The organism is Ochrobactrum sp. AP1BH01-1 (assembly GCF_018066705.1).
In the GTDB taxonomy this organism is placed as follows: Bacteria; Pseudomonadota; Alphaproteobacteria; order Rhizobiales; family Rhizobiaceae; genus Brucella.
Genome location: NZ_JAGPOU010000005.1, coordinates 186,441 through 213,028, shown reverse-complemented (window position 1 = coordinate 213,028; position 26,588 = coordinate 186,441). Strand labels below are relative to the sequence as shown.

Genomic DNA, 26,588 nt, shown 5'->3' with positions numbered 1-26,588 from the left:
GAGCACCCTTTATCTTATTCGGCGGCGATGCGGAAGCTGCGTGTTTCCGACGGAAAGCGGCAAATGACCGTTGTTCCGCGCCCGGAGCCCGTATCGATATCGACCGAACCGCCATGCAGCTCAACAAAGCTCTTGACGATGGCAAGTCCAAGTCCGGCACCGCGGCGGCGCCCGCCATTCGGATAGGACTGGAAGCGCTTGAAAACCGTGTCGAGCACCTCGCCCGGCATTCCCGGACCGTCATCGTGAACCGCAAAGACGATTTCCGATCCTTCGCGCGCCACCTGCAGCCGGATGCTGGAGCCTTCCGGCGCATAGTTCGTGGCGTTGGACAGCAGATTGAAAAGCACCTGACGGACGCGGTTGGCATCGGCCTTGAACACATCCACATCGTCGGCAATGTCGATATCGAGCCCGATATCGTGGTCGCGCATGCGCTCGCCTAAGCGGGAGGCGGCAGCGGAAATCGCTTCCACGACGGAAACCTCGCCGACTTCCAGCTCCATGATCCCCGCGTCGACGGTAGCAAGATCGAGAATATCGTTGACGATCGTCAGCAGAACCGATGACGACGTGCTGATATGGTCGAGATATTCGATCTGACGCTCATTGAGCGATCCGAAGGCCGGCGTCTGCAACAGTTCGGTAAAGCCGATGATGTTGGTCAGCGGTGAACGCAGTTCATAGGAAACGTGCTGGACGAAATCGTTCTTGATCTGGTCGGCGAGCTCCAGCGCCTCATTCTTTTCCTTGAGTGCCCGTTCGACGCGCACCGTGTCGGTGACGTCAATGAAGGTCAGCATGGTCTGGCCCTTGGGCAATGGAACCACGGCAAAGGAGAGAATGGTGCCGTCATCCAGTTCCACCTGCCCGATGCGCCCGTCGCGCTTGTCGAGGAAGCCGGTGACGGTGGAGACGAAATCGTCCCAAAGGCCATTGCCGCCGCGCTCGCTGCAGATCTTGGCGATCGACGAAATATGCGTGCCTTCGACAATGAGCGGCATCGGCAGCGCCCAGAGATCGGCAAAGGACGGATTGGAAAGCCGGATGCGGCCATCGGAACCGAACACCGCCACGGCTTCCGCCAGATGGTCGAGCGTTTCGCCCTGCACCTTGATCAGCGTGTTGTAACGGCCTTCAAGTTCGAACTTTTCGGTCATGTTCTCGAAGAACCAGGTCACGCCGCCCTGCGGATGCGGATTGGCGACGACGCGCATCGTCCGCGTATCCGGCAAATGCCACATATGTTCCTGCGGCTCGACCGCGCGATAGGCAGAAAGGACTGAATCCTTCCACTTGCGCCATTCCGGCTGTTCCGGAAGTTTGCCTTCCGAACGCAGGCGGTCGAGGATCAGCGTGTTGCTCGGCTGCGATTCCAGCCACGCCGTATCAAGCGACCAGAGCTTCGCAAAAGCCTGATTGAAGAATTGCAGCTTCATCTCAGGATCGAAAATAGCCACTGCGGTCGAAAGCTGGTCAAGCGTTTCCGCGTGGCTCTTCAGCGTACGGCTCAGTTCTTCCCGCACCGCCTGCACTTCGGTCTGATCGACGCCGAGGCCGATTGAACCCGTTTCCGCACTCACATCCGTCACGTTGAAAAGACGGCGATCGCCGTGCACGACAGCCGTGAGCTGTTCCTGCAGGACGGGTTCGGCAAAACGGTCGCGCTCCAGACGCTGGCGCGCCTGCGCTCCGAAAAGTTCACGGCCTTCGGAAATGACCTGGCTTGCATCAGCCATATCGACCGCACGTGCATAGGCCGCATTGACCCATTCGACGCGACCACCGGTGTCACGTACCCAAACGGGCTGCTCAATCCGGTCAAGAAGACGGCGGAAAAGCTCGATACGTTCGGAAAATTCACGATTCTGCGCCTGCAACGCCGCGCGTTCCGCCTGCACGCCCTGCAAGCTCAGGAAACGGGCGACCGCAAATCCGCCGGACGTGCGCCCTCGCACGTCGAGCAGGGTGCCGTTGACGGTTTCAACCGTGAGATCGAAAGACCGCGCCTGTTCGCGCAGCATCGCAATGGCCCGTTCAAGCGCCACGACCGATTGCGGGCGCAGCCAGCGGCCAAAGGCCAGAAAGGCCGAACGGTCCTGCGGGGCAGCGCTTTCGTCCGGCAAAAGCCCGACGACTTCAGCGCGCGTGCTGTGGCCATCCCAGACAACAATACGCTGATCCTTGAGGTTGAGCAGCGCTTCATTGCGCTGGGCGACCAGATTGAGATCGGCGAATTTGGAGCGCAGTTCCTTGTTTTCGGCGGTAACGCGTGACCGTTCGCGAATCAGCCATCCGGCAGAAAGAAGGGCTGCACCCATGACGCCGAGGAACATGGAAAACTGGATAACCTCGAAAGCGCCGATACTGCCGCCGCCAAAGGGAAGGGCAATGCGGGCCGATTCCGCGCCTTGCGCAAAGGCGGGCGCCGCCGCGAAAAGCGTTGCAGCAGAAACGGAAGCCTTCATCAGGGCCTTTTTGGGGGCAAGCCAGGCAAACGGCCTTGCAACATGGGCGGCAGGACGCCATTGCCTGCCAGTAACGATTGCGGAAACATTCCGCAAAATCCCCGCTGCGCCGAACTCTGGCATGTTGTCCTTTTCTCCGCCACCCGGCCATGAAAACTGCCGACTGGGCAGACTGGCCGCATTAAAACACTTCAATACACATCAAGGCCGACCATACGCACGCCACCACAGTGCACGATAGCCGACACATTTTAGAGCGCCGTGCGCTCTTACCAGCGCACAAGGGACACTCTAACTGTTTGATCTGCGCATTGTGCTTTCCGAAAACCGGTTCCGATTTCCGGGCCAATGCGCGGCGCTTAACGGATGAATCGTCCTGTCGCTTCCCGCCACAACCGGCAAAAAACGCGCAACGCAAACACCCGCTCAAACACCTTGATTCGCCTACACAATACCCTTCCGGCGAATCCACGTGAAGCATCTTGCTCGCAAAAAGAAAGACCGGGCAGCTTGTCAACTGTCCGGTCTCAACATGTAGTGCAATGCTTAATGTATGGTTAATACCTGTAGTGTTCCGACTTGAACGGGCCCTGTGGAGTGACGCCGATATAGGCAGCCTGTTCCTCGGAAAGCACAGTCAGCTTGGCGCCAAGCTTGTCGAGATGCAGGCGCGCGACCTTCTCGTCGAGATGTTTCGGCAGCACGTAGACTTCATTCTTGTAGGCGTCGGTGCGGGTAAACAGCTCGATCTGGCCCAGAACCTGATTGGTGAAAGAGGCCGACATGACGAAGCTCGGATGGCCGGTCGCGTTGCCCAGATTGAGCAGGCGGCCTTCGGAAAGCAGGATGATGCGCTTGCCGTCCGGGAATTCGATAAGATCGACCTGCGGCTTCACATTGGTCCATTTCAGGTTGCGCAGCGCAGCCACCTGAATTTCATTGTCGAAGTGACCGATATTGCCGACGATCGCCATGTCCTTGAACTTGCGCATATGGTCGATGGTGATCACGTCCTTGTTGCCGGTCGTGGTCACGATGATGTCGGCGGTGGAAGCGGCATCGTCCAGCGTAACGACCTCGAAACCGTCCATTGCGGCCTGAAGCGCGCAGATCGGGTCGACTTCCGTCACCTTGACGCGCGCGCCGGCACCGGCAAGCGACTGGGCCGAGCCCTTGCCGACATCGCCATAGCCGCAGACCACGGCGACCTTGCCGGCCATCATCACGTCAGTACCGCGGCGGATGCCGTCGACGAGCGATTCCTTGCAGCCATATTTGTTGTCGAACTTCGATTTCGTGACGCTGTCATTGACGTTGATGGCCGGGAAAGGCAGCAGGCCCTTCTTCTGCAACTGGTAAAGACGGTTGACGCCGGTGGTGGTTTCCTCCGTCACGCCCTTGATGGCGTCGCGCTGGCGCGTGAAGAAGCCGGGCGTTTCAGCCATGCGCTTCCTGATCTGCGCGAAAAGCACTTCCTCTTCTTCCGAACCGGGATTCGACAGAACGTCTTCGCCCGCTTCGGCGCGCGCGCCGATGAGGATATACATCGTGGCGTCGCCGCCATCGTCGAGGATCATGTTGGACGGCTCGCCGTCCGGCCACTGGAAGATCTTATCGGTATAGGTCCAGTATTCTTCAAGCGTTTCGCCCTTGATGGCGAAAACCGGCGTGCCGGTTGCGGCAATCGCGGCGGCTGCATGATCCTGCGTCGAGAAAATATTGCAGGAAGCCCAGCGAACCTGTGCGCCGAGCGCCTGCAGCGTTTCGATCAGAACGGCGGTCTGGATCGTCATGTGCAGCGATCCGGAAATGCGCGCGCCCTTCAGCGGCTGCGACTTGCCGAATTCCTCGCGGGCCGCCATCAGGCCCGGCATTTCGGTTTCTGCGATATCGAGTTCCTTGCGGCCCCAGTCGGCCAGGCTAAGATCCTTGACGACAAAATCTTGGCTTGCGGTCATCGCGTGCTCCAATCAAAAAGCAATTCCGGGGCAGTTCCAGCGCGACGAAAATGTAGTCTGTGGCCGGAATTGCATTCCAGTATAGGAGCGGCTTTCCATGCGGGAAAGCGCTCCGGCTGGCGATCTGACTAGCAGATTGCGGGCCGGAGCACAACGCAATATAAAGAAATCTTTATACGTGCATATCAGGCATGTCTGCCGGGCAGGGGATCAATGACCGTCAAAGGAAGATCGACCTGCAATATTTCCAGCATGTGGCGAAAACCGGAAACGGGATAGGTTTCGCTTTCCGTGACAAGGGCGACCGTGCGGCCCGAACCGCCTTCGGGTGGCGGGAGCGCGGCGATCACATCGTCAGCCGGATCGAAAAACCGCCAGTGCGGGCGCGCCTGCTCAAAGAATGGTCGCAGCCAAGGCAGATGGGTGCTCGAGAGTGTCAGCGTGTCGATGAGCGGGTGGCTGGCGGCAATCTCATCGCAGAATGCGGCGACCTGTTGCGCAGTCTCGTCCGGTTGCCGAAGGAAAGCGCCGTTTTCCACCAGTTCCACCATCGCGGACGCATCGATCAAGGCAACATCGTCAGGACTATCGGTCTGTGTCCGGATAAAACGCGCGAGCTCTTCGCTCTCGATCATCGAGCGCACGCCCATGACCGCGACCTTGCCGCTGCGGCTTGCCGCAAGCGCGGCACGAACCGGCGGCGCCACACCGTAGACCGGCACTGAAAACTCGCTTTTCAGCGTATCGAGAACCATGACGGAAGGTGCATTGGACGCAAGCACGATTGTTTGCGCACCAAGTCCCGTCAGGTAATGAATCGTACGGCGCATGATCGACAGCAGCTGATCGCGGCTCTTCGCGCCATAAGGAAAACTCGCCCGGTCGGCAAAATAGATGATATCGCGATGTGGCTGGCTGCGCCTGATCAGTTCGACCAGCGCGTAACTGCCGATCCCCGCATCGAAAACGGCCACCGGATCGTTGAGATCGCCCACAGCGGCGGCAGTTTCGTTCTTCAGCATTCTTCGCCGAACTTGTCGGCGATAAGCGTCTGAAGGGCATCAAGCACCGCGTCGGCCTGTTCGCCTGAGGCGCTGACATCGATGCAGCAGCCGGGCGATGCGGCGAGCATCATCAGGCCCATGATCGATGTGCCGCCCACGGTCATGCCATCCTTGCTCACGCGGACATGGGCGTTGTAACCGTCGACCAGCTGCACGAACTTGGCCGAAGCCCGGGCATGAAGGCCGCGCTTGTTGACAATCTCGAAGGATCGGGAAACTGCGGTTTCGGGTTCGTATTCACCGGTAACGGGCACGCTGGAGTGCATGAATTACTTTCCTGTCAGGACCTGGCTCGCAACATTGATGTATTTGCGCCCCGCATCCTGCGCCTCGCGCAGGGCTGTCTTGATGTCGCCCCCGATGCGGACGCTCGACAGCTTGATCAGCATCGGCAGGTTGACACCCGCGATGACTTCGACCTTGCCTTCCTTCATGACGGAAATAGCCAGATTGGACGGCGTACCGCCGAACATGTCGGTCAGGATGATGACCCCGCTGCCGTTATCGGCGCGCTCCACCGCGTCAACGATATCCCGCCGACGCTGTTCCATATCGTCTTCGGCACCGATGCAAACGGTCTCGAAATTGTCTTGCGGCCCGACTACATGCTCGACAGCATGCAAAAACTCTTCGGCCAATCTTCCGTGCGTAACAAGCACGAGTCCGATCATACTATAAAAGCTCCCGTCGCGTGCCCGCCGCATCACCCCGCCAGAGTGTCAGATGGCACTGAAACCACGCCGGAAAAGCGCCGGCGAGTTGTGCATCTTGGCAGCGCAAATCTTGATAGCAAGTGAAAAATTCCCACGCTGCCATGAAAAAAGCAAAATGCCGCAGTGTCGCGAAAAATTAATCGATTCGTAACGAAGCCCGTTTCAGCCTTCCTCGGAAGGCCATTTTTCGTAGAACAGGCTGGCCTCGATAGCCCGCGAAAGCGCGTTGGAATCGCCATTCGACGACAAAGCCGGCAAAAGAAGCCGGGGCAGGGAAACACCCTCGAACTCCCACGTCCCGCCGCTCGGATAGCGCTCCGCCTCGTCACGATCCACAAGCCTGACGACGAGATAAAGCGGCGCGGCCTCCACGAAAGCGACCTTGAAAAGCCCGGCACCGCGAATCTCCACGCCACCGGCGAGGCTTGCGGGAACGCTGGCGACCAGCCTGCCGTCTTCCACATGAAGCAATGTGCGGTCGTCGGCGACGAGCGATGCCGCCTCACCGCGCAGGAGCGCTCTTTCCACAAGGGTCAAGGCAAGTTCGGTCTTGCCCGCGCCGGAACGCCCCATGATCATGACGCCGCGACCCCGCACCTGAAGCGTTGTCGCGTGAAGCCCGCTTTTTTCCTCTTCGGGCGTCATGCGCTTGCCGGCAGGTCGACGATGAAACGCGCGCCCCTGAACTGGTCGGGCTTTGCCGGATCGACAATGTTTTCCGCCGTCAGCGTGCCGCCATGCGCCTCGATGATCTGGCGGCTGATCGAAAGGCCAAGACCGGAATTCTGGCCGAAAGCCTCGGATGCCGGGCGATCCGTATAGAAGCGCTCGAAGATGCGCTCGATATTTTCGATCGGAATGCCCGGACCATTATCCTCGACAAGCACGCGCAGGCGGCTGCCTTCGCCGGAAAGCGTCACCACGATGCGGCCCGTATCGTCGGGGACGAAAGAACGGGCATTCTCGATCAGGTTGCTCACCACCTGGCCGAGACGCAGGTCGTGACCGGCAACATAAAAACCCTTCTTTCCGGCTGGCAGCTTGCCGGTATTGAAGACGATCTCGGTGCCAACCTTGTTGCGGCGCACTTCGCGCGCTGCCGTCACGAGATTGGTCAGAAGCGTCTTCATGTCCACGCGGTCGATATGCTCGCGCGCAAGTTCCGCATCCAGACGCGATGCATCGGAAATATCGGTAATCAGGCGGTCGAGGCGGCGGACGTCGTGCTGGATGATATCGAGAAGCCGTTTGCGCGATTCATCGGTCTTGGCGAGCGGCAGGGTTTCGACGGCGCTGCGCAGCGAGGTGAGGGGGTTCTTCAACTCGTGGCTGACATCGGCGGCAAAGCTCTCGATGGCCTCGATACGCGTATAAAGCGAATCGGTCATCTCGCGGATGGACGTGGAAAGATGGCCGACCTCATCCTGACGTTCGGAGAAATCGGGAATTTCCACGCGGCTTTTCACGCCATGACGAACGCGGTCGGCTGCGGCTGAAAGCTTGCGCAGCGGGCTTGCAATCGTCGATGCGAGGAAAAGCGACAGGATGACCATGACGAGCGACACGACGCCGAACACGCGGAAAACCGCCATGCGTTCGGCCTGCACGATCTTGTCGATATCGTCACCTTCGGTGGAAAGCAGGAGCACGCCCAGGATTGCGCGCGAACGCTGGATCGGGACGGCCACGGAGACGACCAGCTCGCCCTTTTCATTGCGCCGCTGCGCGGTTTGCGGCGAACCGGCCAGCGCCTTGACGATTTCCGGATAGGCGAGGCCGTTGCCGCCCGGCTGTTCCTGATAGACCGGCAGGCCACCGCCGTAGAACAGGTGCGAAATCCATGTTCCGGCGCGTTCCCATATGGACGGCGTTTCTTCCTCGATCGGCGGCAGGTCATAGCGCAGAACCGGTCCCGCCGAAGGGAAGCTCGGCGAATAGAGCGCGCGCGAATCGAGCAGCATGTTGGCATAACGATCATAGATGCGCGCCCGCGTGCTCGTCGGAGAGATCAACCGGCGCAGCAGCGGCGAGACCTTTTCGGGATTGATGGGAAATTCCCAATTATCCGGGGAATCCGGCGAAGGCGTCAGGCTTTGCCCGGCCTGAAGCTCCAGAAGCTTTTCCGGGTCGATCATCAGCGAATTGGTATCGACCGTCGCCGAAGCGGAGATTGCGCCTGCAATGATCTTGCCCTGCGTGAGCAGGCTTTCGATCTTCGCGTCGATCAGTCCCTCGCGGAACTGATTCATATAAAGAATGCCGGAAACGAGAACCGCCAGCGCCGCCAGATTGAGAAACAGGATGCGGCGCGTCAGGCTCGAGAACAGGTACTGGCCGAGAAACTTGCGCAGGGGCGCAAAGAAGCGACGCCAGAAGACCGAGCGCTGCCGCCGGGCCCTGCGTTCGCGCAAATCCGATTTCTGGCCGGTCAGGCCATCGTTCCGGGTCTCTGCGACCATGTCGCTCTGTCTGCTCTCACTGAATTACCGCCAGACCTCACGGCCTGGCGATATGTAATTGTCTATCAAGCCTCGCGGAAGCGATAGCCGACGCCATAGAGCGTTTCGATCATTTCGAAATCGTCGTCAACCGCCTTGAACTTCTTGCGCAGGCGCTTGATATGGCTGTCGATGGTGCGGTCATCCACATAGACCTGCTCATCATAGGCCGCATCCATGAGGGCGTCACGGCTTTTCACCACGCCCGGGCGCTGCGCCAGCGAATGAAGAATGAGGAATTCGGTGACCGTCAGCGTGACCGGTTCGCCCTTCCAGGTGCAGGTGTGGCGCTCCTGATCCATGACCAGCTGGCCGCGTTCGAGCGACTTCGCCTGCTGTCCGGTCGGCTTGGCCGTGCCGTCACGCGCCGCGACCCGGCGAAGCACCGCCTTGACGCGCTCTACCAGAAGACGCTGCGAGAACGGCTTGGTGATGAAATCGTCCGCGCCCATCTTGAGGCCGAAAAGCTCGTCGATCTCGTCGTCCTTGGAGGTGAGGAAGATGACGGGCAGGTCGGATTTCTGGCGCAGGCGGCGCAGAAGCTCCATACCGTCCATGCGCGGCATCTTGATATCGAAGATCGCAAGATTGGGCGGACGCGCCATCAGACCGTCCAGCGCGGATGCGCCATCGGTGTAGGTTTCGACCCGATAGCCTTCCGATTCCAGCGCGATGGACACGGAGGTCAGGATGTTGCGGTCGTCGTCGACCAGCGCAATTGTCTGCGTTGCCGAGGCTTCCTTCATGCGAACCTTTCTCCTTCAACTAAGCCGACCGATAGCTTCGGCCGGGGACGTCTTTCAGCCGCCAGAACCGGCGGATTCATGGATCGAACGTCCGGTTCGGCGTCGATATTAGTATAATGCGCCTGCTTGTGCAGTACAAATTAGGTACAAAATGTGGCAGCGCCCGAAGAAGCGGTGAAACGCCTTTCACCGAATCGCCGTTTGGTTAATGGCCACAGGGCGGACATTCCCGGAATCGAACGGCTCATAACATGCAGGTTAACCGATTTAAAAAAAATTCAAAAATTTTAAATCGATTAAATATTTGAATTGCCACGATTAATCTGTTTCTGACTGCCATCCTCTGTTTTGCGTTCAAATATGATGACGCGAAAAGAGACCGATCAATTGTCAAACCACGGCGGAGACATCATGAGAGAGACCGGCATTCACAACACGGCCGCTTCCATTGCCACTTCAGGACTGAAGGAACTCTCCGCAGTCTTTTACAATCTCGGGCCAGCGCGTCTTTATGAGGAAACCGTTCGCCGGGGCGAAGCCGAGCTGTCGGCGCAAGGTGCGCTCGTCGCACGCACCGGCCAGCACACGGGCCGCTCGCCGAAGGACAAGTTCGTCGTGCGTGACGCCGACACCGAAGATCACGTCTGGTGGGACAATAACAAGCCGATGAGCCGGGAGGCCTTCGACCTGCTTCATGCCGATTTCATCGAACATGCGAAGGGCAAGGAGCTTTTCGTTCAGGATCTCATCGGCGGCGCCGATGCCGACAACAAGATCAATGCCCGCGTCATTACCGAATATGCCTGGCATTCGCTGTTCATCCGCAATCTTCTGATCCGTCCGGAACAGGAAGCGCTTGCTTCCTACGTGCCGGAAATGACGATCATCGACCTGCCATCCTTCAAGGCCGATCCGGAGCGCTACGGCGTGCGCACCGAAACGGTGATCGCCGTCGACCTGACCCGCAGGATCGTGCTGATCGGTGGCACCTCCTATGCCGGTGAAATGAAGAAGTCCGTCTTCACCGCGCTCAACTACATCTTGCCCGCCAAGGGCGTGATGCCGATGCACTGCTCGGCCAATGAAGGCCCGAACGGCGATACGGCCGTTTTCTTCGGCCTGTCCGGCACCGGCAAGACCACGCTTTCCGCCGATCCGACCCGCACGCTGATCGGCGATGACGAGCATGGCTGGGGCGAACACGGCATCTTCAATTTCGAAGGCGGCTGCTATGCCAAGACCATCCGCCTGTCTGCCGAAGCGGAGCCGGAAATCTATGCGACCACGCAGCGTTTCGGCACGGTTCTGGAAAATGTCGTTCTCGACGAACACCGCCAGCCGGATTTCGACGACGGCTCGCTGACCGAAAACACCCGTTGCGCCTATCCGCTCGACTTCATTCCGAACGCGTCGAAGACGGGCAAGGGCGGCCAGCCGAAGAACATCATCATGCTCACGGCCGATGCCTTCGGCGTGATGCCTCCGATCGCCAAGCTGACGCCGGCACAAGCAATGTACCACTTCCTGTCCGGCTATACGGCGAAGGTCGCCGGTACCGAAAAGGGTGTGACCGAACCGGAAGCGACCTTCTCGACCTGCTTCGGAGCACCGTTCATGCCGCGCCATCCGTCGGAATACGGCAACCTGCTGCGCAAGCTGATCGCCGAGCACAAGGTCGATTGCTGGCTGGTCAATACCGGCTGGACCGGCGGCGCCTACGGCACCGGCAAGCGCATGCCGATCAAGGCAACCCGTGCGTTGCTCGCGGCAGCGCTCGACGGCTCGCTGAACAATGCCGAATTCCGCATCGATCCGAATTTCGGTTTCGCGGTTCCGGTCGAAGTACCGGGCGTGGACAAATCCATCCTCGATCCGCGTTCGACCTGGGCCGACAAGGCTGCCTACGACGCGCAGGCCAGGAAACTGGTCGACATGTTCGTCACGAATTTCGAAAAGTTCGAAAGCCATGTCGATCATGAGGTCAAGGACGCGGCTCCGTCGATCCGCATCGCCGCGGAATAGCTTTTTCTACGCATGTCTTCATCCAAAAACCGGTTCCCACTTTTTGGAGACATGCTTTTACCATCCTAAGGAGGAGGGAGAGCCCGGCTGAAAGGCCGGGTTTTTCTTTTGTATAAGGGATACAAAGCGGTATATCTCCTCGTCATGGAAGAGAACCGGAACATCATCCGCATCACCAATCGCCTGACGATCCGTGAAGACGATCTGGAGGAGAGTTTTATCCGTGCCTCAGGGCCCGGCGGTCAGAACGTCAACAAGGTTTTCACCGCCGTGCAGCTGCGATTTCATGCTGCCCGCTCCGGCCTGCCGGAGGATATCCTGTCGCGGCTGTTCAAGCTCGCCGGACAGAAAGGCACCAAGGACGGCGATATCCTGATCGAAGCCAATCGTTTCCGCACCCAGGAGCGCAACCGCGAGGACGCGCGCGAACGGCTGATCGCACTTGTTGCCAAGGCAGCCGAACCACCGCCGCCGCCGCGCAAGAAGACCAGGCCGACGAAAGGCTCCGTCGAACGCCGTCTCAAGGCCAAGTCCGGACGATCCGACATCAAGAAGGGCCGCGGAAAGGTTTCTTTCGACTAAATTTCCAGATTGTGGGAACAGATGACATGACGATCAATTATCGCGAGCTTGAAACCAGCCACGGCAGCATTGCCATTCGTGAAAGCGCGGGCGAGGGGATGCCGCTTTTGATGATTCACGGCAATTCCAGCGCAGGCGCCATCTTCGCGCCCCAGCTTGAAGGCGAGATCGGCAGGAACTGGCGGATAATCGCACCGGATCTGCCGGGCCATGGCCAGTCCGGCGATGCGCTCGATCCGGACCGCAGCTATTCCATGGAAGGCTATGCCGACGCGATGACGGAAGTTCTCGCAAAACTCGGCATTTCGGAGGCGGTGGTCTTCGGCTGGTCGCTCGGCGGCCATATCGGCATCGAGATGATCTCGCGCTTTCCCGGTATGCGTGGCCTGATGATCACAGGCACGCCGCCGGTGGCGCGCGAGGAAGTGGGGCAGGGGTTCAAGAGCGGTCCCGACATGGCGCTCGCCGGACAGGAAGTCTTTTCAGCCCGTGATGTCGAATCCTATGCGCGCAGTACCTGCGGCGAACCTTTTGAAGCCTCGCTGCTCGATATCGTCGCCCGTACGGATGGACGCGCGCGGCGCATCATGTTCGAAAAATTTGCAGCCGGGACCGGCGGAAACCAGCGCGATATCGTTGCCGCGGCAATGCTTCCCATAGCTGTGGTCAACGGGCGCGACGAGCCGTTCGTCGAACTCGATTTCGTCTCGAAAGTCCGTTTCGGCAATCTGTGGGAAGACAAGACCCATGTCATCGATGGTGCAGGGCATGCGCCTTTCCGCGAGACGCCAGCCGTCTTCGATGCGTATCTGCAGCGTTTCATGCGCGACTGCGCGGCCTGACCGGCTGCCTTGCCACCAAAAGAAAAGGGCCGGAAACCGGCCCTTCTTCATATCTTCCTGAGCGCGACTTCCTCGATCAGATGATCACTGCCCTTGCGCAGGATCAGATCGGCGCGCGGGCGCGTCGGCAGGATATTATCCTTGAGATTCTTCAGGTTGATATTGTTCCACAGCCCTTCGCCGATCGAACGCGCCGCGTCTTCGGAAAGCTGCGAATAACGATGGAAGAAGGATTCCGGATTGACGAAGGCGGTCTCCCGCAGCCGCATGAAGCGGTCGATATACCATTTGTGGATCAGCTGCGATTCCGCATCGATATAGATGGAGAAATCGAAGAAATCCGACACGAAGGGCACCATCTTGCCGTCTTCCGGCAGATCGCGCACCTGCAGCACATTGATGCCTTCAAATATGAGGATATCCGGCTTGTCGACGATCTGATATTCGCCCTGCAAGACGTCGTAGCTCAGATGCGAATAGAGCGGCGCGCGCACCTGGCTCATGCCGGCCTTGATCGCCGACAGGAAGCGCAGAACCGCGCCGACATCGTAGCTTTCGGGAAAGCCCTTGCGCTCCATCATGTTCTGCTCGCGCAGAACCGCATTGGGATAGAGAAAACCGTCGGTCGTCACCAGATCGACCTTCGGGCTCGACGGCCAGCGGGCGAGCAGTTCTTTCAGGATACGCGCGGTCGTGGATTTCCCGACCGCGACCGAACCGGCGATGCCGATGATGAAAGGCGTCTTGAACGACTCTTCCATATTGAGGAACTGCTTGCGCTGCTCGAACAGAAGCTGGCTTGCCTCCACATGCGCCGACAGCAAGCGCGACAGCGACAGATAGATGCGCCGCACCTCGTCCAGATCGATGGGGTCGCCCAGCGATCGCAGCCGCTTGACCTCGTCGTAAGTCAAAGTGAGCGGCGTGTCGGCGCGAAAGCCCGCCCATTCCTCAGCCGAAAAGAAACGGTAAGGCGAGTAACGCGACGGCGTTAGCTGGTCCACTTTTTCCCACATATTGTCGCTGCTCTCCCTCAACGCCAATTCTGCACTAGCAGCTTCCGGTCCAATTTGCATTTAGGCTTTCGGACGAGCGGCTTTTTCTTCAAGGCCGGTCTGCGCCGTGCGGCGTTGCAACTCTTGAAGAACCTCATCAAGCGAAACGCCTGCAACCTTGAGAACCACCAGCAGGTGATAAAGCAGGTCGGCGCTTTCGGTCACCACTTCTGCGCGGTTGCCTTCAATGGCGGCGATGACCGTTTCCACGGCTTCCTCGCCAAGCTTTTTGGCGGCTCGCGACTGCCCCTTGGCCACCAGACTTGCCGTATAGGACGAGCCATCCGTCACGCTGGCACGCTCCGCGACGATGCGTTCAAGGTCGGAAAGTGTGAACTCGGTCATCGGACTTCCTTAAATCATGTTCTCAGCGGACCGGATCAAGCCGCATCGGAATGCCAGCTTCGGCCATATAGCGCTTGGCCTCGCCAATCGTATAGGTGCCGAAGTGGAAGATGGATGCTGCGAGAACTGCCGTTGCGTGACCATCGCGAATACCCGCAACCATGTGATCGAGATTGCCGACACCGCCCGATGCAATCACCGGAACGCGCACGCTGTCGGCAACGGCCCGTGTCAGGGCCACGTCGTAACCGGCCTTGGTGCCATCACGATCCATTGAGGTAAGCAGGATTTCGCCCGCGCCAAGGCTCACAACCTTCTGCGCAAACTCCACCGCATCGATGCCGGTCGTCTGGCGTCCGCCATGGGTGAAGATTTCCCAACGATCGGCTTCGCCTTCGCCGGAAACCTTCTTGGCGTCGATGGCGACGACGATGCACTGGTCGCCGAATTTGTCGGCAGCTTCGGCAACGAATTCCGGGTTCTTGACCGCAGCCGTATTGATCGAAACCTTGTCGGCACCGGCCAGAAGCAGCTTGCGAATGTCGGCAACCTGACGCACGCCGCCGCCAACGGTAAGCGGCATGAAGCACTGTTCCGCCGTCCGGGCCACCACATCGAAAATTGTCTCGCGATTGTCCGAAGACGCCGTAATGTCGAGGAAGCACAGTTCGTCTGCGCCCGCCGCATCATAGGCGCGGGCGGCTTCCACCGGATCACCGGCATCGATCAGGTCGACGAAATTGACGCCTTTGACGACCCGACCGTCTTTAACGTCCAAGCATGGGATCACACGTGCTTTGAGTGTCATGCTGAAGCCCTCAACAGGGATAATGCTTCCGCCGGATCAATGCGGCCATCATAAAGCGCACGGCCCGAAATCGCGCCTTCCAGCTTGCGGGCATCAGGAGCGGCAAGGCGAAGAATGTCATCCATGGAAGCCAGGCCACCGGACGCGATCACAGGAATGGAGACGCTATCCGCGAGCGCCAGCGTCGAATCCCAGTTGATGCCGGCGAGAACGCCGTCGCGGTCAATGTCCGTATAGATGATGGCGGCAACGCCAGCGCCTTCAAATTTTTTCGCCAGTTCGATCACACCCAGTTCAGACGCTTCCGCCCAGCCTTCGACAGCGACATAGCCGCCCTTGGCGTCGATGCCGACTGCAACCTGCCCCGGAAACTGTTTGCAGGCCTCGATCACCAGCGCCGGATCGCGCACGGCGACCGTGCCCAGAATGACACGGCGCAATCCCTTCGAAAGCCAGTTCTCGATATGCTGGAGCGTGCGAATGCCGCCGCCGAGCTGCACCGGATTTTTCGTGGCTTTCAGGATCGCTTCCACAGCCTTGCCATTGACGCTTTCGCCGGCAAAGGCGCCGTTGAGATCGACCACGTGCAGCCATTCAAAGCCCTGATCCTCGAAGGCCTTGGCCTGCGCTGCCGGGTCTTCATTATAGACGGTGGCCTGATCCATGTCGCCGAGTTTCAGGCGCACGCACTGACCGTCTTTCAAATCGATGGCGGGAAAAAGGATCATAATGTCAGGGCTTCCATTTCAGGAAATTGGCAATGAGCGAGAGACCGAGAAGCTGGCTCTTCTCAGGATGGAACTGCGTTCCGACCATATTGTCGCGACCGACCGTTGCGGTGACATCACCGCCATAATCGGTGACGGCCAGCACTTCCGCCCTGTTCTTGGCGTCGAACATATAGGAATGGACGAAATAGGCATGCAACCCGTTCTCGCCGGTCTCGATACCTTCGAAGATCGGGTGAGAATGTTTCACGTGAATCCTGTTCCAGCCGATCTGCGGAATCTTGAGTGCCGGATCGGCTGGCGTCATTTCACGCACATCGCCCGCGATCCAGCCAAGACCTTCGGTCACTTCCTTTTCAAGTCCGCGCTCCGACATGAGCTGCATGCCGACGCAGATGCCGAGGAAAGGATGCGCCTTTTTCAAAACGACGTCTTCCAGCGCGTCCACCATGCCGGGGACGGCATTAAGGCCACGGCGGCAGTCGGCATAGGCGCCAACGCCGGGAAGCACGATGCGGTCAGCCGTCGCCACGCGGTCGGCATCCGCCGTCAGTTCGATTTCTGCCGCGATACCGCTCTCATGCGCAGCCCGCTCAAAAGCCTTGGTGGCCGAACGCAGATTGCCGGAGCCGTAATCGATGATTGCAACACGCATTTTCAGTTTTCTCCGCGATGACCCACGAATCCGATCGTTGAGCCAAATGAGGAATAGGTGGGACGAGGGGGCTGCTGCGCCCAATCGGGGGCAGGCTTGTCCGCGACGGGCGCAGGCCGGGCCGTATCCGGGCGACCATGGAAATAGCGGATTTCCGCTTCTTCCAGATCGGACGCGTCGATGGCCGCCTTTTCGGCGAAACCCTGCCGCCTGAGCTTGGCGATCTTCCAGTTGGCGCCTTCCAGCGCGACGAAGAGCGACATGAACAGGGTGAGAAGAGGCACCGCGCCTTCAATGCCGAAGTGGGTCGCGACGAGACCGAGCAGGATCGTGACGCCTACCACGGCAAAGGCTTCGAACCACAGACGCTGCGCCAGCAGCCAGACAAAGGGCAGGACCAGCGCCCATACGTGGAATCCATCGCGCACAAAAATAGCCTTTTCGGCGCTTTTTTCTGTCGCAATTTCGGACGGAAAACCGGTTTCCACTTTTCCTGAAATTGCTTTACTATCCCTCGGCTCCAGCACGACATATTGCGCCATGACCTGTCCTTTCGTTCGGGACCTATCCCTTTAACGAACCCTTGGTGGAGGGGATTGCATCCTTCTGGCGCGGATCGGTTTCAAGCGCCGTGCGCAGGACCCGGGCCACCGCCTTGAAGATCGATTCCGCAATATGGTGGTTGTTGGCACCATAATGATTGTTGATATGGAGCGTGATGCCCGCATTCATGGCGAAAGCCTGGAAGAACTCGCGCACCAGTTCGGTATCGAATGTGCCGATCTTGGCGGTGGTGAAATTGACGTTCCAGACCAGAAAGGCGCGTCCCGATACATCGACGGCGGCACCGGTCAGCGTATCGTCCATGGCGAGATCCATCGAGGCATAGCGCACGATGCCGCGGCGCTCGCCCAGGGCCTTGGCAATGGCCTGACCCAGCGCGATGCCGGTGTCCTCGACAGTATGGTGATCGTCGATATGGAGATCGCCCTTGGCCATCACGCGCATATCGATGAGCGAATGTCGGGAAAGCTGCTCCAGCATATGATCGAAGAAGCCGACGCCGGTGGTGATGTCGAACTTGCCCACGCCGTCCAGGTCAACGGAAACGGCAATGCTCGTTTCCTTGGTCGAGCGCTCGATGCTTGCCTTGCGGGTGCTTTCTGCAGTCATAAGCTTTCCTCATTCAATAGCTTGGAGGCGTTCTAGAACAGCTTGCCCACTTTGCCAATTCCTTTTGCCGGTTTGGCAAGCTGCAATTCGGCATTTGCAATTCGTGCGTACGTTCTTAAATATTCTCAGCGAAGCACGATTCATCCGCCGCTGGCTGACGGAGCCTGTTTCTCTATTAGATGAAGGGGCATCTGCAATTGCCTTTCGGGATTGCCTGTGCCGCCAAAGGAGCATCCATGATCGAACACAATCCCACGACAATCTACGGCACGACCATTGTTACCGTGCGCAAGGGCGGCAAGGTCGTCATCGCCGGCGACGGACAGGTTTCGCTCGGCAATACCGTCATGAAGGGCAATGCGCGCAAGGTTCGCCGCATCGGCAAGGGCAATGTGATTGCCGGTTTCGCCGGGGCCACTGCCGATGCCTTTACCCTTCTGGAACGCCTTGAAGCGAAGCTGGAGCAATATCCCGATCAGCTCATGCGCGCTTCGGTGGAACTTGCCAAGGACTGGCGCACCGACCGCTACCTGCGCAAGCTGGAAGCCATGATGCTGGTTGCCGACAGCAAGGTGACGCTGGCGCTGACCGGCACGGGCGATGTGCTTGAACCCGAACATGGCGTGATGGCCATCGGTTCGGGCGGCAATTATGCGCTCGCCGCCGCACGCGCCCTCGTCGATACCGACAAATCGGCGGAAGACATCGCCCGCAAGGCGATGGAGATCGCAGCCGATATCTGCATCTACACCAACCACAACATCCTCGTGGAAAGCCTGGACGCAGAATGAGCTCGCTGGCGCAGGCCTCAAAACCGGGTGCGCAACGCTGGGGCCTGGGCGCCCTGATCGTCATCGCCATCATCGCGGTACAAGCCTTCTGGCTCTATCTCGACGGGCGGATCGCCATGTGCGAATGCGGGACCATAAAATTATGGTCCGGTTCGCTTATGACTGAAAACTCGCAGCATATATCCGACTGGTATACGCTGTCGCATGTCATCCATGGCTTTCTGTTCTACTGGCTTTTTACGGTCATCGCGCCCAAAGCCCCGCTCGGCCTGAGGCTTGCGGCTGCAGTCGGCATCGAAGCGGCCTGGGAACTGGTCGAGAACTCGAATTTCATCATCGAGCGCTATCGCGCCAATACGTCCTCGGTGGACTATTTCGGCGACAGCATCGTCAATTCGGTTTCCGATACGCTCGCTGCCGCTCTGGGCTTTCTGATCGCAGCCAGGCTGCCAACCAAAATCACCGTCGCCATCGCGCTGTTCATGGAAGTTCTGGCGCTGATCGTCATCCGCGACAATCTTACGCTCAACGTGATCATGCTGCTGCATCCGTTCGAGTTCATCAAGCAGTGGCAAAGTGGGTTGTAATTATGAGTAATTTTTCGCCTCGTGAAATCGTTTCCGAACTCGACCGCTTCATCATCGGCCAGAACGACGCCAAGCGCGCGGTGGCCATCGCCTTGCGCAATCGCTGGCGCCGCCAGCAACTCGAAGGCCAGATGCGCGAAGAGGTCATGCCGAAGAACATCCTGATGATCGGACCGACCGGCGTCGGCAAGACGGAAATTTCCCGCCGTCTTGCCAAGCTCGCCGGCGCTCCCTTCGTCAAGGTGGAAGCGACCAAGTTCACCGAAGTCGGCTATGTCGGCCGCGACGTCGAGCAGATCATCCGCGATCTCGTCGAGGTTGCCATCACGCTGGTACGTGAAAAACGCCGCGAAGACGTGAAAGCGAAGGCGCATCTCAATGCAGAAGAGCGCGTGCTGGATGCGCTGGTCGGCAAGACCGCCAGCCCAGCAACCCGCGACAGCTTCCGCAAGAAATTGCGCAATAACGAGCTGGACGACAAGGAAATCGAAATCGAGGTCGCCGATACCGGCTCCGGCCCGAGCTTCGAGATTCCAGGCATGCCGGGCGCCAATATCGGCGTGATGAACCTGTCCGACATGCTGGGCAAGGCCATGGGCGGGCGCACAAAGACGCGCAAGACCACGGTGAAGGATTCCTATCCGATCCTGATCAACGATGAATCCGACAAGCTTCTGGATCAGGACCAGATCGTGCAGGAAGCGCTTCGCGTCACCGAGGACGAGGGCATCGTGTTCATCGACGAGATCGACAAGATCGCATCGCGGGAAGGCGGCATGGGTGCAGGCGTATCGCGTGAAGGCGTGCAGCGCGATCTCCTGCCGCTGGTTGAAGGCACGACGGTTGCGACCAAATACGGGCCGGTCAAGACCGACCACGTGCTGTTCATCGCATCCGGCGCGTTCCACGTTTCCAAACCGTCCGACCTCTTGCCGGAATTGCAGGGCCGCCTGCCGATCCGCGTGGAACTCAATGCGCTGACGCGTGAAGACTTCCGCCGCATTCTGACGGAGACCGAAGCAAGCCTGATCAAGCAGTATATCGCCCTGATGGAAACGGAGGAGGTGAAGCTCACCTTCACCGACGACGCCATCGACGCTCTGGCCGATATTGCCGTCGATCTCAATGCAACGGTCGAAAATATCGGCGCGCGCCGCTTGCAGACGGTGATGGAACGCGTTCTGGATGAAATCTCGTTCACCGCTCCCGACAAGACCGGCGCGGTCTTCACCATCGATGCCGCCTATGTCAAAGACAAGATCGGCGGCCTTGCCAAGAACACCGACCTGTCGCGCTTCATCCTGTGACGCTAATGCTCGATAAGTGACCGGAAAGCCACGACTTCCGGTCACTTTAGAGGATTTGGCAAAAACCCCTCGACTTGCATCGGGGGGTTTTCTATTTTCCGGCCCAAATTAATCAGATCTTCACCATGTTGGGGCTGTTTCCGCACAATGACCAGATCACTGAACCGCATTGCGGGCCTTTGCCTCGCCTTCATTGTAGCCAGCCAGAGCGCCCATGCGGCAACACTCGTCCCTCCCGGCAATCGCAATGCGGAACAGCCACCGATCCCCGGCGCATCCGCCAAGCGCACGCGTGAGCTGAGCACGACTTACGAGAAGAAGTATCAGAAGATCTACACCCTTCTGAAGAAGGATGCCTCGCTGCGCTCGAAAATCCGTTCCACGGCGGCGGCCTATGGCATCGAGCCTATCCACATCGTCGGCGCGATCGTCGGCGAGCACACCTATAATGTCGACGTCTATGACCGGCTGCAGACCTATTACGTCAAGGCCATGTCCTATGTGAATCAGGGCGTGAGCTTCGGCTATAATGGCGAGAGCATCGGCCAGTTCATCAAACGCCCGGAATTTGCCGATTGCCTGAAATACAAGGACAGCTATTCGCTGTGGTCATGCCGCGAAAATGTCTGGAACAAAAGCTTCCGCGGCAAATTGGTCGGCGGCAATACCTATCCCAACAATCGTTTCAGCGCGGTCTTCTTTCAGCCTTTCTATGCCGGGCAGACATTCGGCCTTGGCCAGATCAATCCGCTGACGGCCTTGCAGATGTCGGACATGGTGAACCGCGTTTCCGGCCTGCCGAAACTCAATGCCGAAGACGGCAACGTGGTCTACAAGACGATCATGGACCCCGATCTGACGCTGCCATACATCGCGGCAACGCTGAAACAGTCGATCAATTCCTACCGGCAGATCGCCGATTTCGACATTTCGAAGAATCCGGGCCTCACCGCCACGCTCTACAATACCGGCGGCGCGGAAGCGCGGGCACGGGTGCTGGCCAATGAAAACGCCCAGCGCAAGGCGGCCGGACAGGAACCCCAGCTGCCGCAGGAAAATTACTACGGCTGGCTGGTCAATTCCAAGTTGGACGAGTTGAAAGCGCTGTTCTGATCACAAGGCTGAACACCACAGGGCTGAATATCACAGGGGCTGAACAGGCTTGATCCCACGGCGGCGCTTTCGCGCCGCCTCGATTTCCTCGCTCAGATGCCTGATCGTCTCGCGGTCGATGATGCGGATATTGCGCGCCAGAAGATTGGCAAGCTCGGTCGCCTGCGGCGACAGGCCCGACGTGTCGATGACCACACGCGGATGCGACACGGCGGCGAGGTTCTGCAACTCTTCCGCTTCGTCCCAGATAATATTGAAATAGGTGATGATGCGCTGGAGCAGGTCCCAGGTCGGCTGGCCGCGCCGCCCGTGTTCCAGCGCCGACAGATAGGCAGGCGAAACGCGCAGCGCTGCCGCCATATCCTTCTGCGTCACTCCGCGTTCTTCCCGCAACTCGCGCAGGCGTATTCCAAATGGCGTCATCGCGGCCTGTTTCCTCCGGGCAATGCTTGCAGGGCCGTGTTCTGGGTCTGCCGGCGAAGTCTTACATAAAGGGCGCCATGCCCGCCATGGTGACGCGCCGCATCCTCATAGGCACTGACCAGAAGCCGGAACAGCGGGGTGGAGAACCAGTGCGGCACCGCCTGCCGCAATATCCCTTCGCTGCCGTATGAACGGCCCTTGCCGGTAATGACCATGACATGGCGCAGGCCGCGTGCATGGGCGCTGACCAGAAAACCGTAGAGCAGGCCGTGCGCTTCTCCCTGCGTGAGACCATGCAGATCGATGCGGGCTTCGATATCCACCCGCCCTTTGGCGATCTTCCGGTGTGTCGGCTTGTCGAGCGACTGTATCTGCATTTCGCTGAGCGCCGACAGGCCCTTCTTCGGCTTGGCCGCCTCCACCGCAGGCGGAACCTTCGCCTTGGCGGGACGCTGTTCCTCTTCCGCCATCAGGGATTTGAAGTCGGGAAGCTCGTCCGGTTTCGCCTTCGGCTTTACCAGCGGCTTTGCGGTCTTCGCGACCGTTTCCCATAAGATGCGGTCTTCGGGCCGCAGATAATCCTTTTCCGGCTTGTCGGTTGCGCGCGCCATTCCGTTCAAACCTCCAGAAGCCTGCGCGGCACCAGCGCATAAAAATCCGCTTCGTCCTTCACGCCGCCGGCGATCTCGCCCGCAATATCGCCCGAACCGGCGAACAGATCGCCGCGGGCGGGGCCGACAATGGCCGTTCCGGTGTCCTGCGCGATCATCAGCCGCGCAAAAGGCTCCCCGTCAAAAACGGTTACCGTCGGCGCGCTGACATGGATCGGCGTCCCGAATGTATGGAGCAATCTGTCGACGGCAAGCGAACGCCCGGCAGAAAGCGGAACTTTTGCGGCGGCAATAGGACCGGCGAGCAGATCGTCCACCGGCGCTTCCCGGAAGAAAATATAGGACCGGTTCTGCCAGATGAGATCATCGGCCCTGTCGGGATGCCCGGCCAGCCAGCGTCGGATCGACTGCATGGAAATTTCAGAAGCCGGAATTTCGCCATTGGCGACCAGAATGCGGCCAATGCCTGTGAACGGATGACCGGATTTGGCGGCATAGGTGATGCGCAACACCGCGCCGTTGCGCAATTTGAGGCGCGCAGCACCTTGCACATGCGCGAAAAAGGCGTCGACCCGATCCGCCACGAAAGCGATTTCCAGCCCGCGCCCGGAAAGGCTGCCCTGTTCAATCATCCGGCGGTCGTCATATTCCACAAGACCATTCCCGGTCCGGCGCGCAAAGGCAAAGGAAGGATCGAGACCCGCCGGGCGATTGTCGTCCGTTACCTTCACAAGATCGTCCGGCTGGCGCAGGAAGGGAACCTTGAATCGGTCGTCGGCCTGAAGGGAGGCCTCGATCTCCGGTTCGTAGAACGCGGTGACAAAGCCGTTTCCCTCGTCGGGAACGATCCGGCAGGGGATAAAATTCTGTTCGAAGAAAGCGCGCGCTTGCGCCGGTCCGGGATTGTCGAGCATGCGCGCAGCGGCAAAGATAGGCTTCAGCGCTTCAAAACTGATACCGAGGCCGCCGCTTTTGTATGAATGGGCGGCAGCATAGTCCGCGGAACGGCGAAACGCGGCAAACGCAGCGGACTGATCGTCACGGTCCCAGCCCGGACAATCGGAAAAAGCCACGGGGCGCAAAATCCTCGCCAAGCCGTTCATCGCCGCATCCGTCTAACCATGCATAAACAAAAAGGCCGCTGCGTTGGGTCAGCGGCCCGATTCACAAGCTTTTTCTTAATCTTCCGCTTCGGTCGCGACAAGCTTCCAGTTCGGATCGCGCGAGCGCGTATCGCGGGAGAATGTCCACAGATCCTTGATCTCAAGCACATTGTCCGGATCGCCGTCGATCAGCTTGCCGTCCTTGTCATAGGTGGAGGAAATCATCTGGCTGACGATATTGACCGTGACATGCGCTTCCGGCCCCTTCATCTCGGCGCCGGTGATTTCCGCCTTGTCGATGCCGACGAAGGATGAACGCACGCTTTCGCCGCGGGCTTCGCGTTCGTCGATTGCCGAAACGAACCCTTCAAATACTTCCTTCGAAAGCAGATTTTTCAGAACCTTGCGATCACCATCGGCAAACGACATCACGATCATTTCATAGGCGATCTTGAGGCCATCCACGAAGCTGGCTGGATCGAACGAAGGATCGGCGGCATAAATCGCGCGCAGGCCGTCATTGAGAGGCGTGCCGGCCGGAGCGGCCTTGTCGATGGCGGTAAAATCCTTTTCGCCTGCGCGGCGCGGCAGGGAAACCACATTGTCGGCATCGGCGGCAGTAGGCCCCGTGTCGGCGCTGCGGGCCGATGTATAGGGGTCGAAAGGCGGTTTTTCGTTTCCGGTACGACGGCCAAGAACATTCCTCAGCTGGAGAAAGATGATCACCGCTGCGATGAAGAAGAAAATCGTGCCAAAATCAAAAAATTCCATGCCGCCTGCCGCTGATTGAAGGATGAGGCGTTGCGCCTTTCCCTATCCCTGTGTGTATCTCATACATATAGATCGGCTTACGTCATCATTCAAATCCCGATCACGCGTACCTATTTGATATTGCATGATAGACAGTTTCAATTTCGTTCCGAACCTGAAAAAGTTACAATTCAGGTTAGACTTGAATGCAGAAACCAAACAACAAAGGTCGTAACCTCCGTGTCCTCCTCCCTCGCCCCTTTCGTCCTGCTGGCGATGCCCTTCATCGAAATAGCCGGTTTCGTCATTGTCGGCAGCAAGATCGGCGTTTTCGCGACTCTCGGCCTCGTTATTCTGAGCGCAATGCTGGGCTTCTTCCTGCTGCGCGTGCAGGGTATCGGACTTCTGCAGCGCATTCGCACCGAAACGGCAGCGGGACGCGTCCCCGACCGCGAAGTGGTGCATGGCGCCATGCTGGTTCTGGCGGCAATCCTGCTGATCGTGCCTGGCTTTGTGAGCAGCGCCGTCGGCATCCTGCTGTTCATTCCGTTCATCCGGGATTTCATGTGGGAAAAATTCATGCGCGGTCGCATGGTCGTCGCCACATCGACACGCTATTCGACCGGTTACGGGCATCAAAGTTCCGGCCGGGATCCGCGTCAGGACCATATCATCGATCTCGATCCCGAGGATTACACGGCCAGGCCCGACGAAAACCCGCCAAGCAAACATCCGGGCAAAGATCACTGATTACGCAAATACTAACCTAAAAAGCCTTTCTTGCCTCATGCCCGCGCTCATGCTAGCCAAACACTCCGACCTTTCGGGGCAGGCTGTTTGCGGCCTGCGCCGGAAGCGCAAAAATCTAATCACCGATAGAAGGCATACCGATAATGAGCGATAAGGCCGCGGGCGAAGTAAAGAACGGCAATGGCGCGACGGCCGAGCCGTCCCTCAACATTCTGGCGCAATATGTGAAGGACCTGTCCTTTGAAAGCCCGGGCGCGCCTCTGTCGCTGCGCCCGCGCGAGAAGGCGCCTTCCATCAACATCAACGTGAACGTCAACGCCAATCCGCTTTCCGAAACGGATTTCGACGTCGTGCTGACGCTGGAAGCCAAGGCCGTCGACGGCAAGGACGTCCTCTTCAACACGGAGCTCGTCTATGGCGGCGTGTTCCGCATTCAGGGCATCCCGCAGGAGCATATGCTGCCGCTTCTGTTCATCGAATGCCCGCGGCTTCTGTTCCCGTTCGCCCGCCAGATCATTGCTGATGCAACGCGCAATGGCGGCTATCCGCCGCTGATGATCGACCCGATCGACTTCGCGCAGATGTTCCAGACGCGCATGGCTGAAGAACAGGCCAAGTCCGCTGTGAAGAGCTGATCGCAGGCTTCATGAAGCAAAAAGCCCGGTTTAGACCGGGCTTTTTTCGTTTGGAGCGGTTCTTGTCTTAACGGGATCGTTGGAACCGCCTTATCCATTTGTTCTTGCCGCATTTGCGGACGCAAAACCGTTTCACATTTTTGCTGGAAATGCTCTAGGACAGGTATTTCTTCCAGATGGCCTTATCGCCGAGCTTTGCCACAAGTGCTGCGTGGGCCGCACGTTCCTCATCCGAAATGCGCGGGGGCAGGGGGCGGGGACGGGCCGCAAGAATGATGGCGGTATTGTTCGCTCCGGCATTATTACCGCCTGCCGCATCGCTCATGCTGAGGCCAAGCGCGGTCTGCTTGCCGCCGATCAGCTCGATATAGACTTCGGCCAGAATTTCAGAATCGAGCAGCGCTCCGTGCAATGTGCGGCGCGAATTGTCGATACCGTAGCGTTTGCACAGCGCGTCGAGGGAATTCGGCCCCATCGGATGCTTGCGGCGCGCGAGCGCCAGCGTATCCACGATGCGCTCCGAGACGATTTCTGCCTGTCCGAGCCGCATCAGTTCGGCATTGATAAAGCCGAGGTCGAACATAGCATTATGCGCGACCAGCTTCGCACCGTCGAAAAACTCCAGAAACTCGTCGAGAATCTCGGCAAAGGTCGGCTTGTCCAGCAATTGTTCATTGCTGATGCCGTGCACCGCAAGCGCCTCAGGATGAACCTGACGGCCCTGCGGATTGATGAATTTATGAAAAGTCCGGCCTGTGGGGAACTTGTTGATCAGTTCCACGCCGCCGATTTCGATCACACGGTCCTCCAGCCTTTCAAGACCGGTGGTTTCCGTATCGAAAACGATTTCACGCATTGAAG

The 26,588-nt window shown here is 58.9% G+C and carries 29 protein-coding genes; 9 read left to right on the top strand and 20 right to left on the bottom strand.

Going from position 1 to position 26,588, the window contains the following annotated elements:
• Positions 1-14 precede the first annotated feature (14 nt).
• The 8 genes from J9800_RS18870 to J9800_RS18835 all read right to left on the bottom strand — a co-directional run bounded on the left by J9800_RS18870 (position 15) and on the right by J9800_RS18835 (position 9,447).
• Positions 15-2,468, bottom strand: coding sequence for a sensor histidine kinase (locus J9800_RS18870; protein ID WP_286167408.1), 2,454 nt, complete (start codon positions 2,466-2,468; stop codon positions 15-17).
• Between the two features lie 557 nt (positions 2,469-3,025).
• On the bottom strand, positions 3,026-4,426 hold the full coding sequence (ahcY, locus tag J9800_RS18865; protein WP_021587566.1) for an adenosylhomocysteinase: 1,401 nt from the start codon (positions 4,424-4,426) through the stop codon (positions 3,026-3,028).
• 185 nt (positions 4,427-4,611) lie between these two features.
• A complete protein-coding gene (locus tag J9800_RS18860; protein WP_114214473.1) occupies positions 4,612-5,448 on the bottom strand; it encodes a glutamate racemase in 837 nt (278 codons plus the stop codon).
• Positions 5,442-5,756, bottom strand: coding sequence for an HPr family phosphocarrier protein (locus J9800_RS18855; protein ID WP_112586847.1), 315 nt, complete (start codon positions 5,754-5,756; stop codon positions 5,442-5,444). Before J9800_RS18855 ends, J9800_RS18860 begins: the two co-directional genes overlap by 7 nt.
• A 3-nt stretch (positions 5,757-5,759) precedes the next feature.
• The gene (locus J9800_RS18850; RefSeq protein WP_006472522.1) at positions 5,760-6,161 is read right to left on the bottom strand and encodes a PTS sugar transporter subunit IIA; all 402 of its coding nucleotides are present in this window, start codon (positions 6,159-6,161) and stop codon (positions 5,760-5,762) included.
• 204 nt (positions 6,162-6,365) lie between these two features.
• Positions 6,366-6,848, bottom strand: a complete 483-nt coding sequence (locus tag J9800_RS18845; RefSeq protein WP_112586845.1) for an HPr kinase/phosphorylase — start codon at positions 6,846-6,848, stop codon at positions 6,366-6,368.
• The gene (locus tag J9800_RS18840; protein ID WP_114214474.1) at positions 6,845-8,662 is read right to left on the bottom strand and encodes a sensor histidine kinase; all 1,818 of its coding nucleotides are present in this window, start codon (positions 8,660-8,662) and stop codon (positions 6,845-6,847) included. Before J9800_RS18840 ends, J9800_RS18845 begins: the two co-directional genes overlap by 4 nt.
• A gap of 65 nt (positions 8,663-8,727) precedes the next feature.
• Positions 8,728-9,447 (bottom strand): response regulator transcription factor, encoded by a 720-nt coding sequence (locus tag J9800_RS18835; protein ID WP_006468074.1) that lies wholly within the window; start codon positions 9,445-9,447, stop codon positions 8,728-8,730.
• 411 nt (positions 9,448-9,858) lie between these two features.
• Here J9800_RS18835 and J9800_RS18830 point away from each other — a divergent pair, with 411 nt between their 5' ends.
• The 3 genes from J9800_RS18830 to J9800_RS18820 all read left to right on the top strand — a co-directional run bounded on the left by J9800_RS18830 (position 9,859) and on the right by J9800_RS18820 (position 12,893).
• Positions 9,859-11,469, top strand: coding sequence for a phosphoenolpyruvate carboxykinase (locus J9800_RS18830; protein ID WP_114214475.1), 1,611 nt, complete (start codon positions 9,859-9,861; stop codon positions 11,467-11,469).
• A gap of 144 nt (positions 11,470-11,613) precedes the next feature.
• Positions 11,614-12,051: an alternative ribosome rescue aminoacyl-tRNA hydrolase ArfB gene (gene arfB, locus J9800_RS18825; RefSeq protein WP_210845909.1), complete on the top strand. Its 438-nt coding sequence runs from the start codon at positions 11,614-11,616 to the stop codon at positions 12,049-12,051.
• A gap of 26 nt (positions 12,052-12,077) precedes the next feature.
• On the top strand, positions 12,078-12,893 hold the full coding sequence (locus tag J9800_RS18820) for an alpha/beta fold hydrolase (RefSeq protein ID WP_114214476.1): 816 nt from the start codon (positions 12,078-12,080) through the stop codon (positions 12,891-12,893).
• A 47-nt stretch (positions 12,894-12,940) separates the two neighbouring features.
• Here J9800_RS18820 and coaA read toward each other — a convergent pair whose 3' ends face one another.
• The 7 genes from coaA to hisB are packed head-to-tail and all read right to left on the bottom strand — an operon-like array spanning position 12,941 to position 17,657.
• Positions 12,941-13,909, bottom strand: coding sequence for a type I pantothenate kinase (gene coaA, locus J9800_RS18815; protein ID WP_114214477.1), 969 nt, complete (start codon positions 13,907-13,909; stop codon positions 12,941-12,943).
• A 60-nt stretch (positions 13,910-13,969) separates the two neighbouring features.
• Positions 13,970-14,293: a phosphoribosyl-ATP diphosphatase gene (locus J9800_RS18810; protein WP_114214478.1), complete on the bottom strand. Its 324-nt coding sequence runs from the start codon at positions 14,291-14,293 to the stop codon at positions 13,970-13,972.
• A 22-nt stretch (positions 14,294-14,315) separates the two neighbouring features.
• Positions 14,316-15,101 carry an imidazole glycerol phosphate synthase subunit HisF gene (gene hisF, locus J9800_RS18805; protein WP_114214479.1) on the bottom strand — a complete coding sequence of 262 codons (786 nt, stop codon included), beginning with the start codon at positions 15,099-15,101 and terminating at the stop codon, positions 14,316-14,318.
• Positions 15,098-15,829 carry a 1-(5-phosphoribosyl)-5-[(5-phosphoribosylamino)methylideneamino]imidazole-4-carboxamide isomerase gene (hisA, locus tag J9800_RS18800; protein WP_114214480.1) on the bottom strand — a complete coding sequence of 244 codons (732 nt, stop codon included), beginning with the start codon at positions 15,827-15,829 and terminating at the stop codon, positions 15,098-15,100. The genes hisF and hisA overlap by 4 nt, the downstream gene beginning before the upstream one ends.
• A 4-nt stretch (positions 15,830-15,833) precedes the next feature.
• Entirely contained in the window at positions 15,834-16,484 is a 651-nt protein-coding gene (hisH, locus tag J9800_RS18795; protein WP_114214481.1) for an imidazole glycerol phosphate synthase subunit HisH, read from the bottom strand.
• 2 nt (positions 16,485-16,486) lie between these two features.
• Positions 16,487-17,026 carry a DUF2628 domain-containing protein gene (locus J9800_RS18790; protein WP_114214482.1) on the bottom strand — a complete coding sequence of 180 codons (540 nt, stop codon included), beginning with the start codon at positions 17,024-17,026 and terminating at the stop codon, positions 16,487-16,489.
• 22 nt (positions 17,027-17,048) lie between these two features.
• Entirely contained in the window at positions 17,049-17,657 is a 609-nt protein-coding gene (hisB, locus tag J9800_RS18785; RefSeq protein ID WP_112586829.1) for an imidazoleglycerol-phosphate dehydratase HisB, read from the bottom strand.
• A gap of 236 nt (positions 17,658-17,893) precedes the next feature.
• On the opposite strand from hisB, the gene hslV reads away from it, so the two are divergent.
• From hslV to J9800_RS18765, 4 genes are all read left to right on the top strand, one after another.
• A complete protein-coding gene (hslV, locus tag J9800_RS18780; RefSeq protein ID WP_112586977.1) occupies positions 17,894-18,448 on the top strand; it encodes an ATP-dependent protease subunit HslV in 555 nt (184 codons plus the stop codon).
• A complete protein-coding gene (locus tag J9800_RS18775) occupies positions 18,445-19,035 on the top strand; it encodes a DUF2585 domain-containing protein (RefSeq protein ID WP_114214483.1) in 591 nt (196 codons plus the stop codon). Before hslV ends, J9800_RS18775 begins: the two co-directional genes overlap by 4 nt.
• Positions 19,036-19,037: 2 nt before the next feature.
• Positions 19,038-20,342, top strand: a complete 1,305-nt coding sequence (gene hslU / locus J9800_RS18770; protein WP_114214484.1) for an ATP-dependent protease ATPase subunit HslU — start codon at positions 19,038-19,040, stop codon at positions 20,340-20,342.
• A 147-nt stretch (positions 20,343-20,489) separates the two neighbouring features.
• Complete coding sequence (locus tag J9800_RS18765; RefSeq protein ID WP_114214485.1) at positions 20,490-21,455, top strand: DUF1402 family protein; 966 nt, start codon at positions 20,490-20,492, stop codon at positions 21,453-21,455.
• Between the two features lie 30 nt (positions 21,456-21,485).
• Here J9800_RS18765 and J9800_RS18760 read toward each other — a convergent pair whose 3' ends face one another.
• The 4 genes from J9800_RS18760 to J9800_RS18745 form a co-directional block, all read right to left on the bottom strand.
• Entirely contained in the window at positions 21,486-21,878 is a 393-nt protein-coding gene (locus J9800_RS18760; protein ID WP_112586821.1) for a helix-turn-helix domain-containing protein, read from the bottom strand.
• On the bottom strand, positions 21,875-22,489 hold the full coding sequence (locus tag J9800_RS18755) for a Smr/MutS family protein (protein ID WP_114214486.1): 615 nt from the start codon (positions 22,487-22,489) through the stop codon (positions 21,875-21,877). The genes J9800_RS18760 and J9800_RS18755 overlap by 4 nt, the downstream gene beginning before the upstream one ends.
• A gap of 5 nt (positions 22,490-22,494) precedes the next feature.
• Positions 22,495-23,592, bottom strand: a complete 1,098-nt coding sequence (gene mltA / locus J9800_RS18750; protein ID WP_114214487.1) for a murein transglycosylase A — start codon at positions 23,590-23,592, stop codon at positions 22,495-22,497.
• 75 nt (positions 23,593-23,667) lie between these two features.
• Positions 23,668-24,363, bottom strand: coding sequence for a Tim44/TimA family putative adaptor protein (locus J9800_RS18745; RefSeq protein WP_114214488.1), 696 nt, complete (start codon positions 24,361-24,363; stop codon positions 23,668-23,670).
• Positions 24,364-24,582: 219 nt separating this feature from the next.
• Between J9800_RS18745 and J9800_RS18740 the strand changes: the two genes are divergently transcribed.
• Positions 24,583-25,092 carry an FxsA family protein gene (locus J9800_RS18740; RefSeq protein WP_112586813.1) on the top strand — a complete coding sequence of 170 codons (510 nt, stop codon included), beginning with the start codon at positions 24,583-24,585 and terminating at the stop codon, positions 25,090-25,092.
• A gap of 143 nt (positions 25,093-25,235) precedes the next feature.
• The gene (secB, locus tag J9800_RS18735; RefSeq protein WP_104755118.1) at positions 25,236-25,727 is read left to right on the top strand and encodes a protein-export chaperone SecB; all 492 of its coding nucleotides are present in this window, start codon (positions 25,236-25,238) and stop codon (positions 25,725-25,727) included.
• A 154-nt stretch (positions 25,728-25,881) separates the two neighbouring features.
• On the opposite strand, the gene dnaQ is transcribed toward secB, so the two are convergent.
• Positions 25,882-26,583, bottom strand: coding sequence for a DNA polymerase III subunit epsilon (dnaQ, locus tag J9800_RS18730; RefSeq protein WP_112586811.1), 702 nt, complete (start codon positions 26,581-26,583; stop codon positions 25,882-25,884).
• Positions 26,584-26,588 lie beyond the last annotated feature (5 nt).

Excerpts from the sequence above, each read along its gene's own strand:
- J9800_RS18870 (WP_286167408.1), bottom strand. The coding sequence starts at position 2,468 with ATGAAGGCTTCCGTTTCTGCTGCAACGCTTTTCGCGGCGGCGCCCGCC.
- ahcY (WP_021587566.1), bottom strand. The coding sequence starts at position 4,426 with ATGACCGCAAGCCAAGATTTTGTCGTCAAGGATCTTAGCCTGGCCGAC.
- J9800_RS18860 (WP_114214473.1), bottom strand. The coding sequence starts at position 5,448 with ATGCTGAAGAACGAAACTGCCGCCGCTGTGGGCGATCTCAACGATCCG.
- J9800_RS18855 (WP_112586847.1), bottom strand. The coding sequence starts at position 5,756 with ATGCACTCCAGCGTGCCCGTTACCGGTGAATACGAACCCGAAACCGCA.
- J9800_RS18850 (WP_006472522.1), bottom strand. The coding sequence starts at position 6,161 with ATGATCGGACTCGTGCTTGTTACGCACGGAAGATTGGCCGAAGAGTTT.
- J9800_RS18845 (WP_112586845.1), bottom strand. The coding sequence starts at position 6,848 with ATGACGCCCGAAGAGGAAAAAAGCGGGCTTCACGCGACAACGCTTCAG.
- J9800_RS18840 (WP_114214474.1), bottom strand. The coding sequence starts at position 8,662 with ATGGTCGCAGAGACCCGGAACGATGGCCTGACCGGCCAGAAATCGGAT.
- J9800_RS18835 (WP_006468074.1), bottom strand. The coding sequence starts at position 9,447 with ATGAAGGAAGCCTCGGCAACGCAGACAATTGCGCTGGTCGACGACGAC.
- J9800_RS18830 (WP_114214475.1), top strand. The coding sequence starts at position 9,859 with ATGAGAGAGACCGGCATTCACAACACGGCCGCTTCCATTGCCACTTCA.
- arfB (WP_210845909.1), top strand. The coding sequence starts at position 11,614 with ATGGAAGAGAACCGGAACATCATCCGCATCACCAATCGCCTGACGATC.
- J9800_RS18820 (WP_114214476.1), top strand. The coding sequence starts at position 12,078 with ATGACGATCAATTATCGCGAGCTTGAAACCAGCCACGGCAGCATTGCC.
- coaA (WP_114214477.1), bottom strand. The coding sequence starts at position 13,909 with ATGTGGGAAAAAGTGGACCAGCTAACGCCGTCGCGTTACTCGCCTTAC.
- J9800_RS18810 (WP_114214478.1), bottom strand. The coding sequence starts at position 14,293 with ATGACCGAGTTCACACTTTCCGACCTTGAACGCATCGTCGCGGAGCGT.
- hisF (WP_114214479.1), bottom strand. The coding sequence starts at position 15,101 with ATGACACTCAAAGCACGTGTGATCCCATGCTTGGACGTTAAAGACGGT.
- hisA (WP_114214480.1), bottom strand. The coding sequence starts at position 15,829 with ATGATCCTTTTTCCCGCCATCGATTTGAAAGACGGTCAGTGCGTGCGC.
- hisH (WP_114214481.1), bottom strand. The coding sequence starts at position 16,484 with ATGCGTGTTGCAATCATCGATTACGGCTCCGGCAATCTGCGTTCGGCC.
- J9800_RS18790 (WP_114214482.1), bottom strand. The coding sequence starts at position 17,026 with ATGGCGCAATATGTCGTGCTGGAGCCGAGGGATAGTAAAGCAATTTCA.
- hisB (WP_112586829.1), bottom strand. The coding sequence starts at position 17,657 with ATGACTGCAGAAAGCACCCGCAAGGCAAGCATCGAGCGCTCGACCAAG.
- hslV (WP_112586977.1), top strand. The coding sequence starts at position 17,894 with ATGATCGAACACAATCCCACGACAATCTACGGCACGACCATTGTTACC.
- J9800_RS18775 (WP_114214483.1), top strand. The coding sequence starts at position 18,445 with ATGAGCTCGCTGGCGCAGGCCTCAAAACCGGGTGCGCAACGCTGGGGC.
- hslU (WP_114214484.1), top strand. The coding sequence starts at position 19,038 with ATGAGTAATTTTTCGCCTCGTGAAATCGTTTCCGAACTCGACCGCTTC.
- J9800_RS18765 (WP_114214485.1), top strand. The coding sequence starts at position 20,490 with ATGACCAGATCACTGAACCGCATTGCGGGCCTTTGCCTCGCCTTCATT.
- J9800_RS18760 (WP_112586821.1), bottom strand. The coding sequence starts at position 21,878 with ATGACGCCATTTGGAATACGCCTGCGCGAGTTGCGGGAAGAACGCGGA.
- J9800_RS18755 (WP_114214486.1), bottom strand. The coding sequence starts at position 22,489 with ATGGCGCGCGCAACCGACAAGCCGGAAAAGGATTATCTGCGGCCCGAA.
- mltA (WP_114214487.1), bottom strand. The coding sequence starts at position 23,592 with ATGAACGGCTTGGCGAGGATTTTGCGCCCCGTGGCTTTTTCCGATTGT.
- J9800_RS18745 (WP_114214488.1), bottom strand. The coding sequence starts at position 24,363 with ATGGAATTTTTTGATTTTGGCACGATTTTCTTCTTCATCGCAGCGGTG.
- secB (WP_104755118.1), top strand. The coding sequence starts at position 25,236 with ATGAGCGATAAGGCCGCGGGCGAAGTAAAGAACGGCAATGGCGCGACG.
- dnaQ (WP_112586811.1), bottom strand. The coding sequence starts at position 26,583 with ATGCGTGAAATCGTTTTCGATACGGAAACCACCGGTCTTGAAAGGCTG.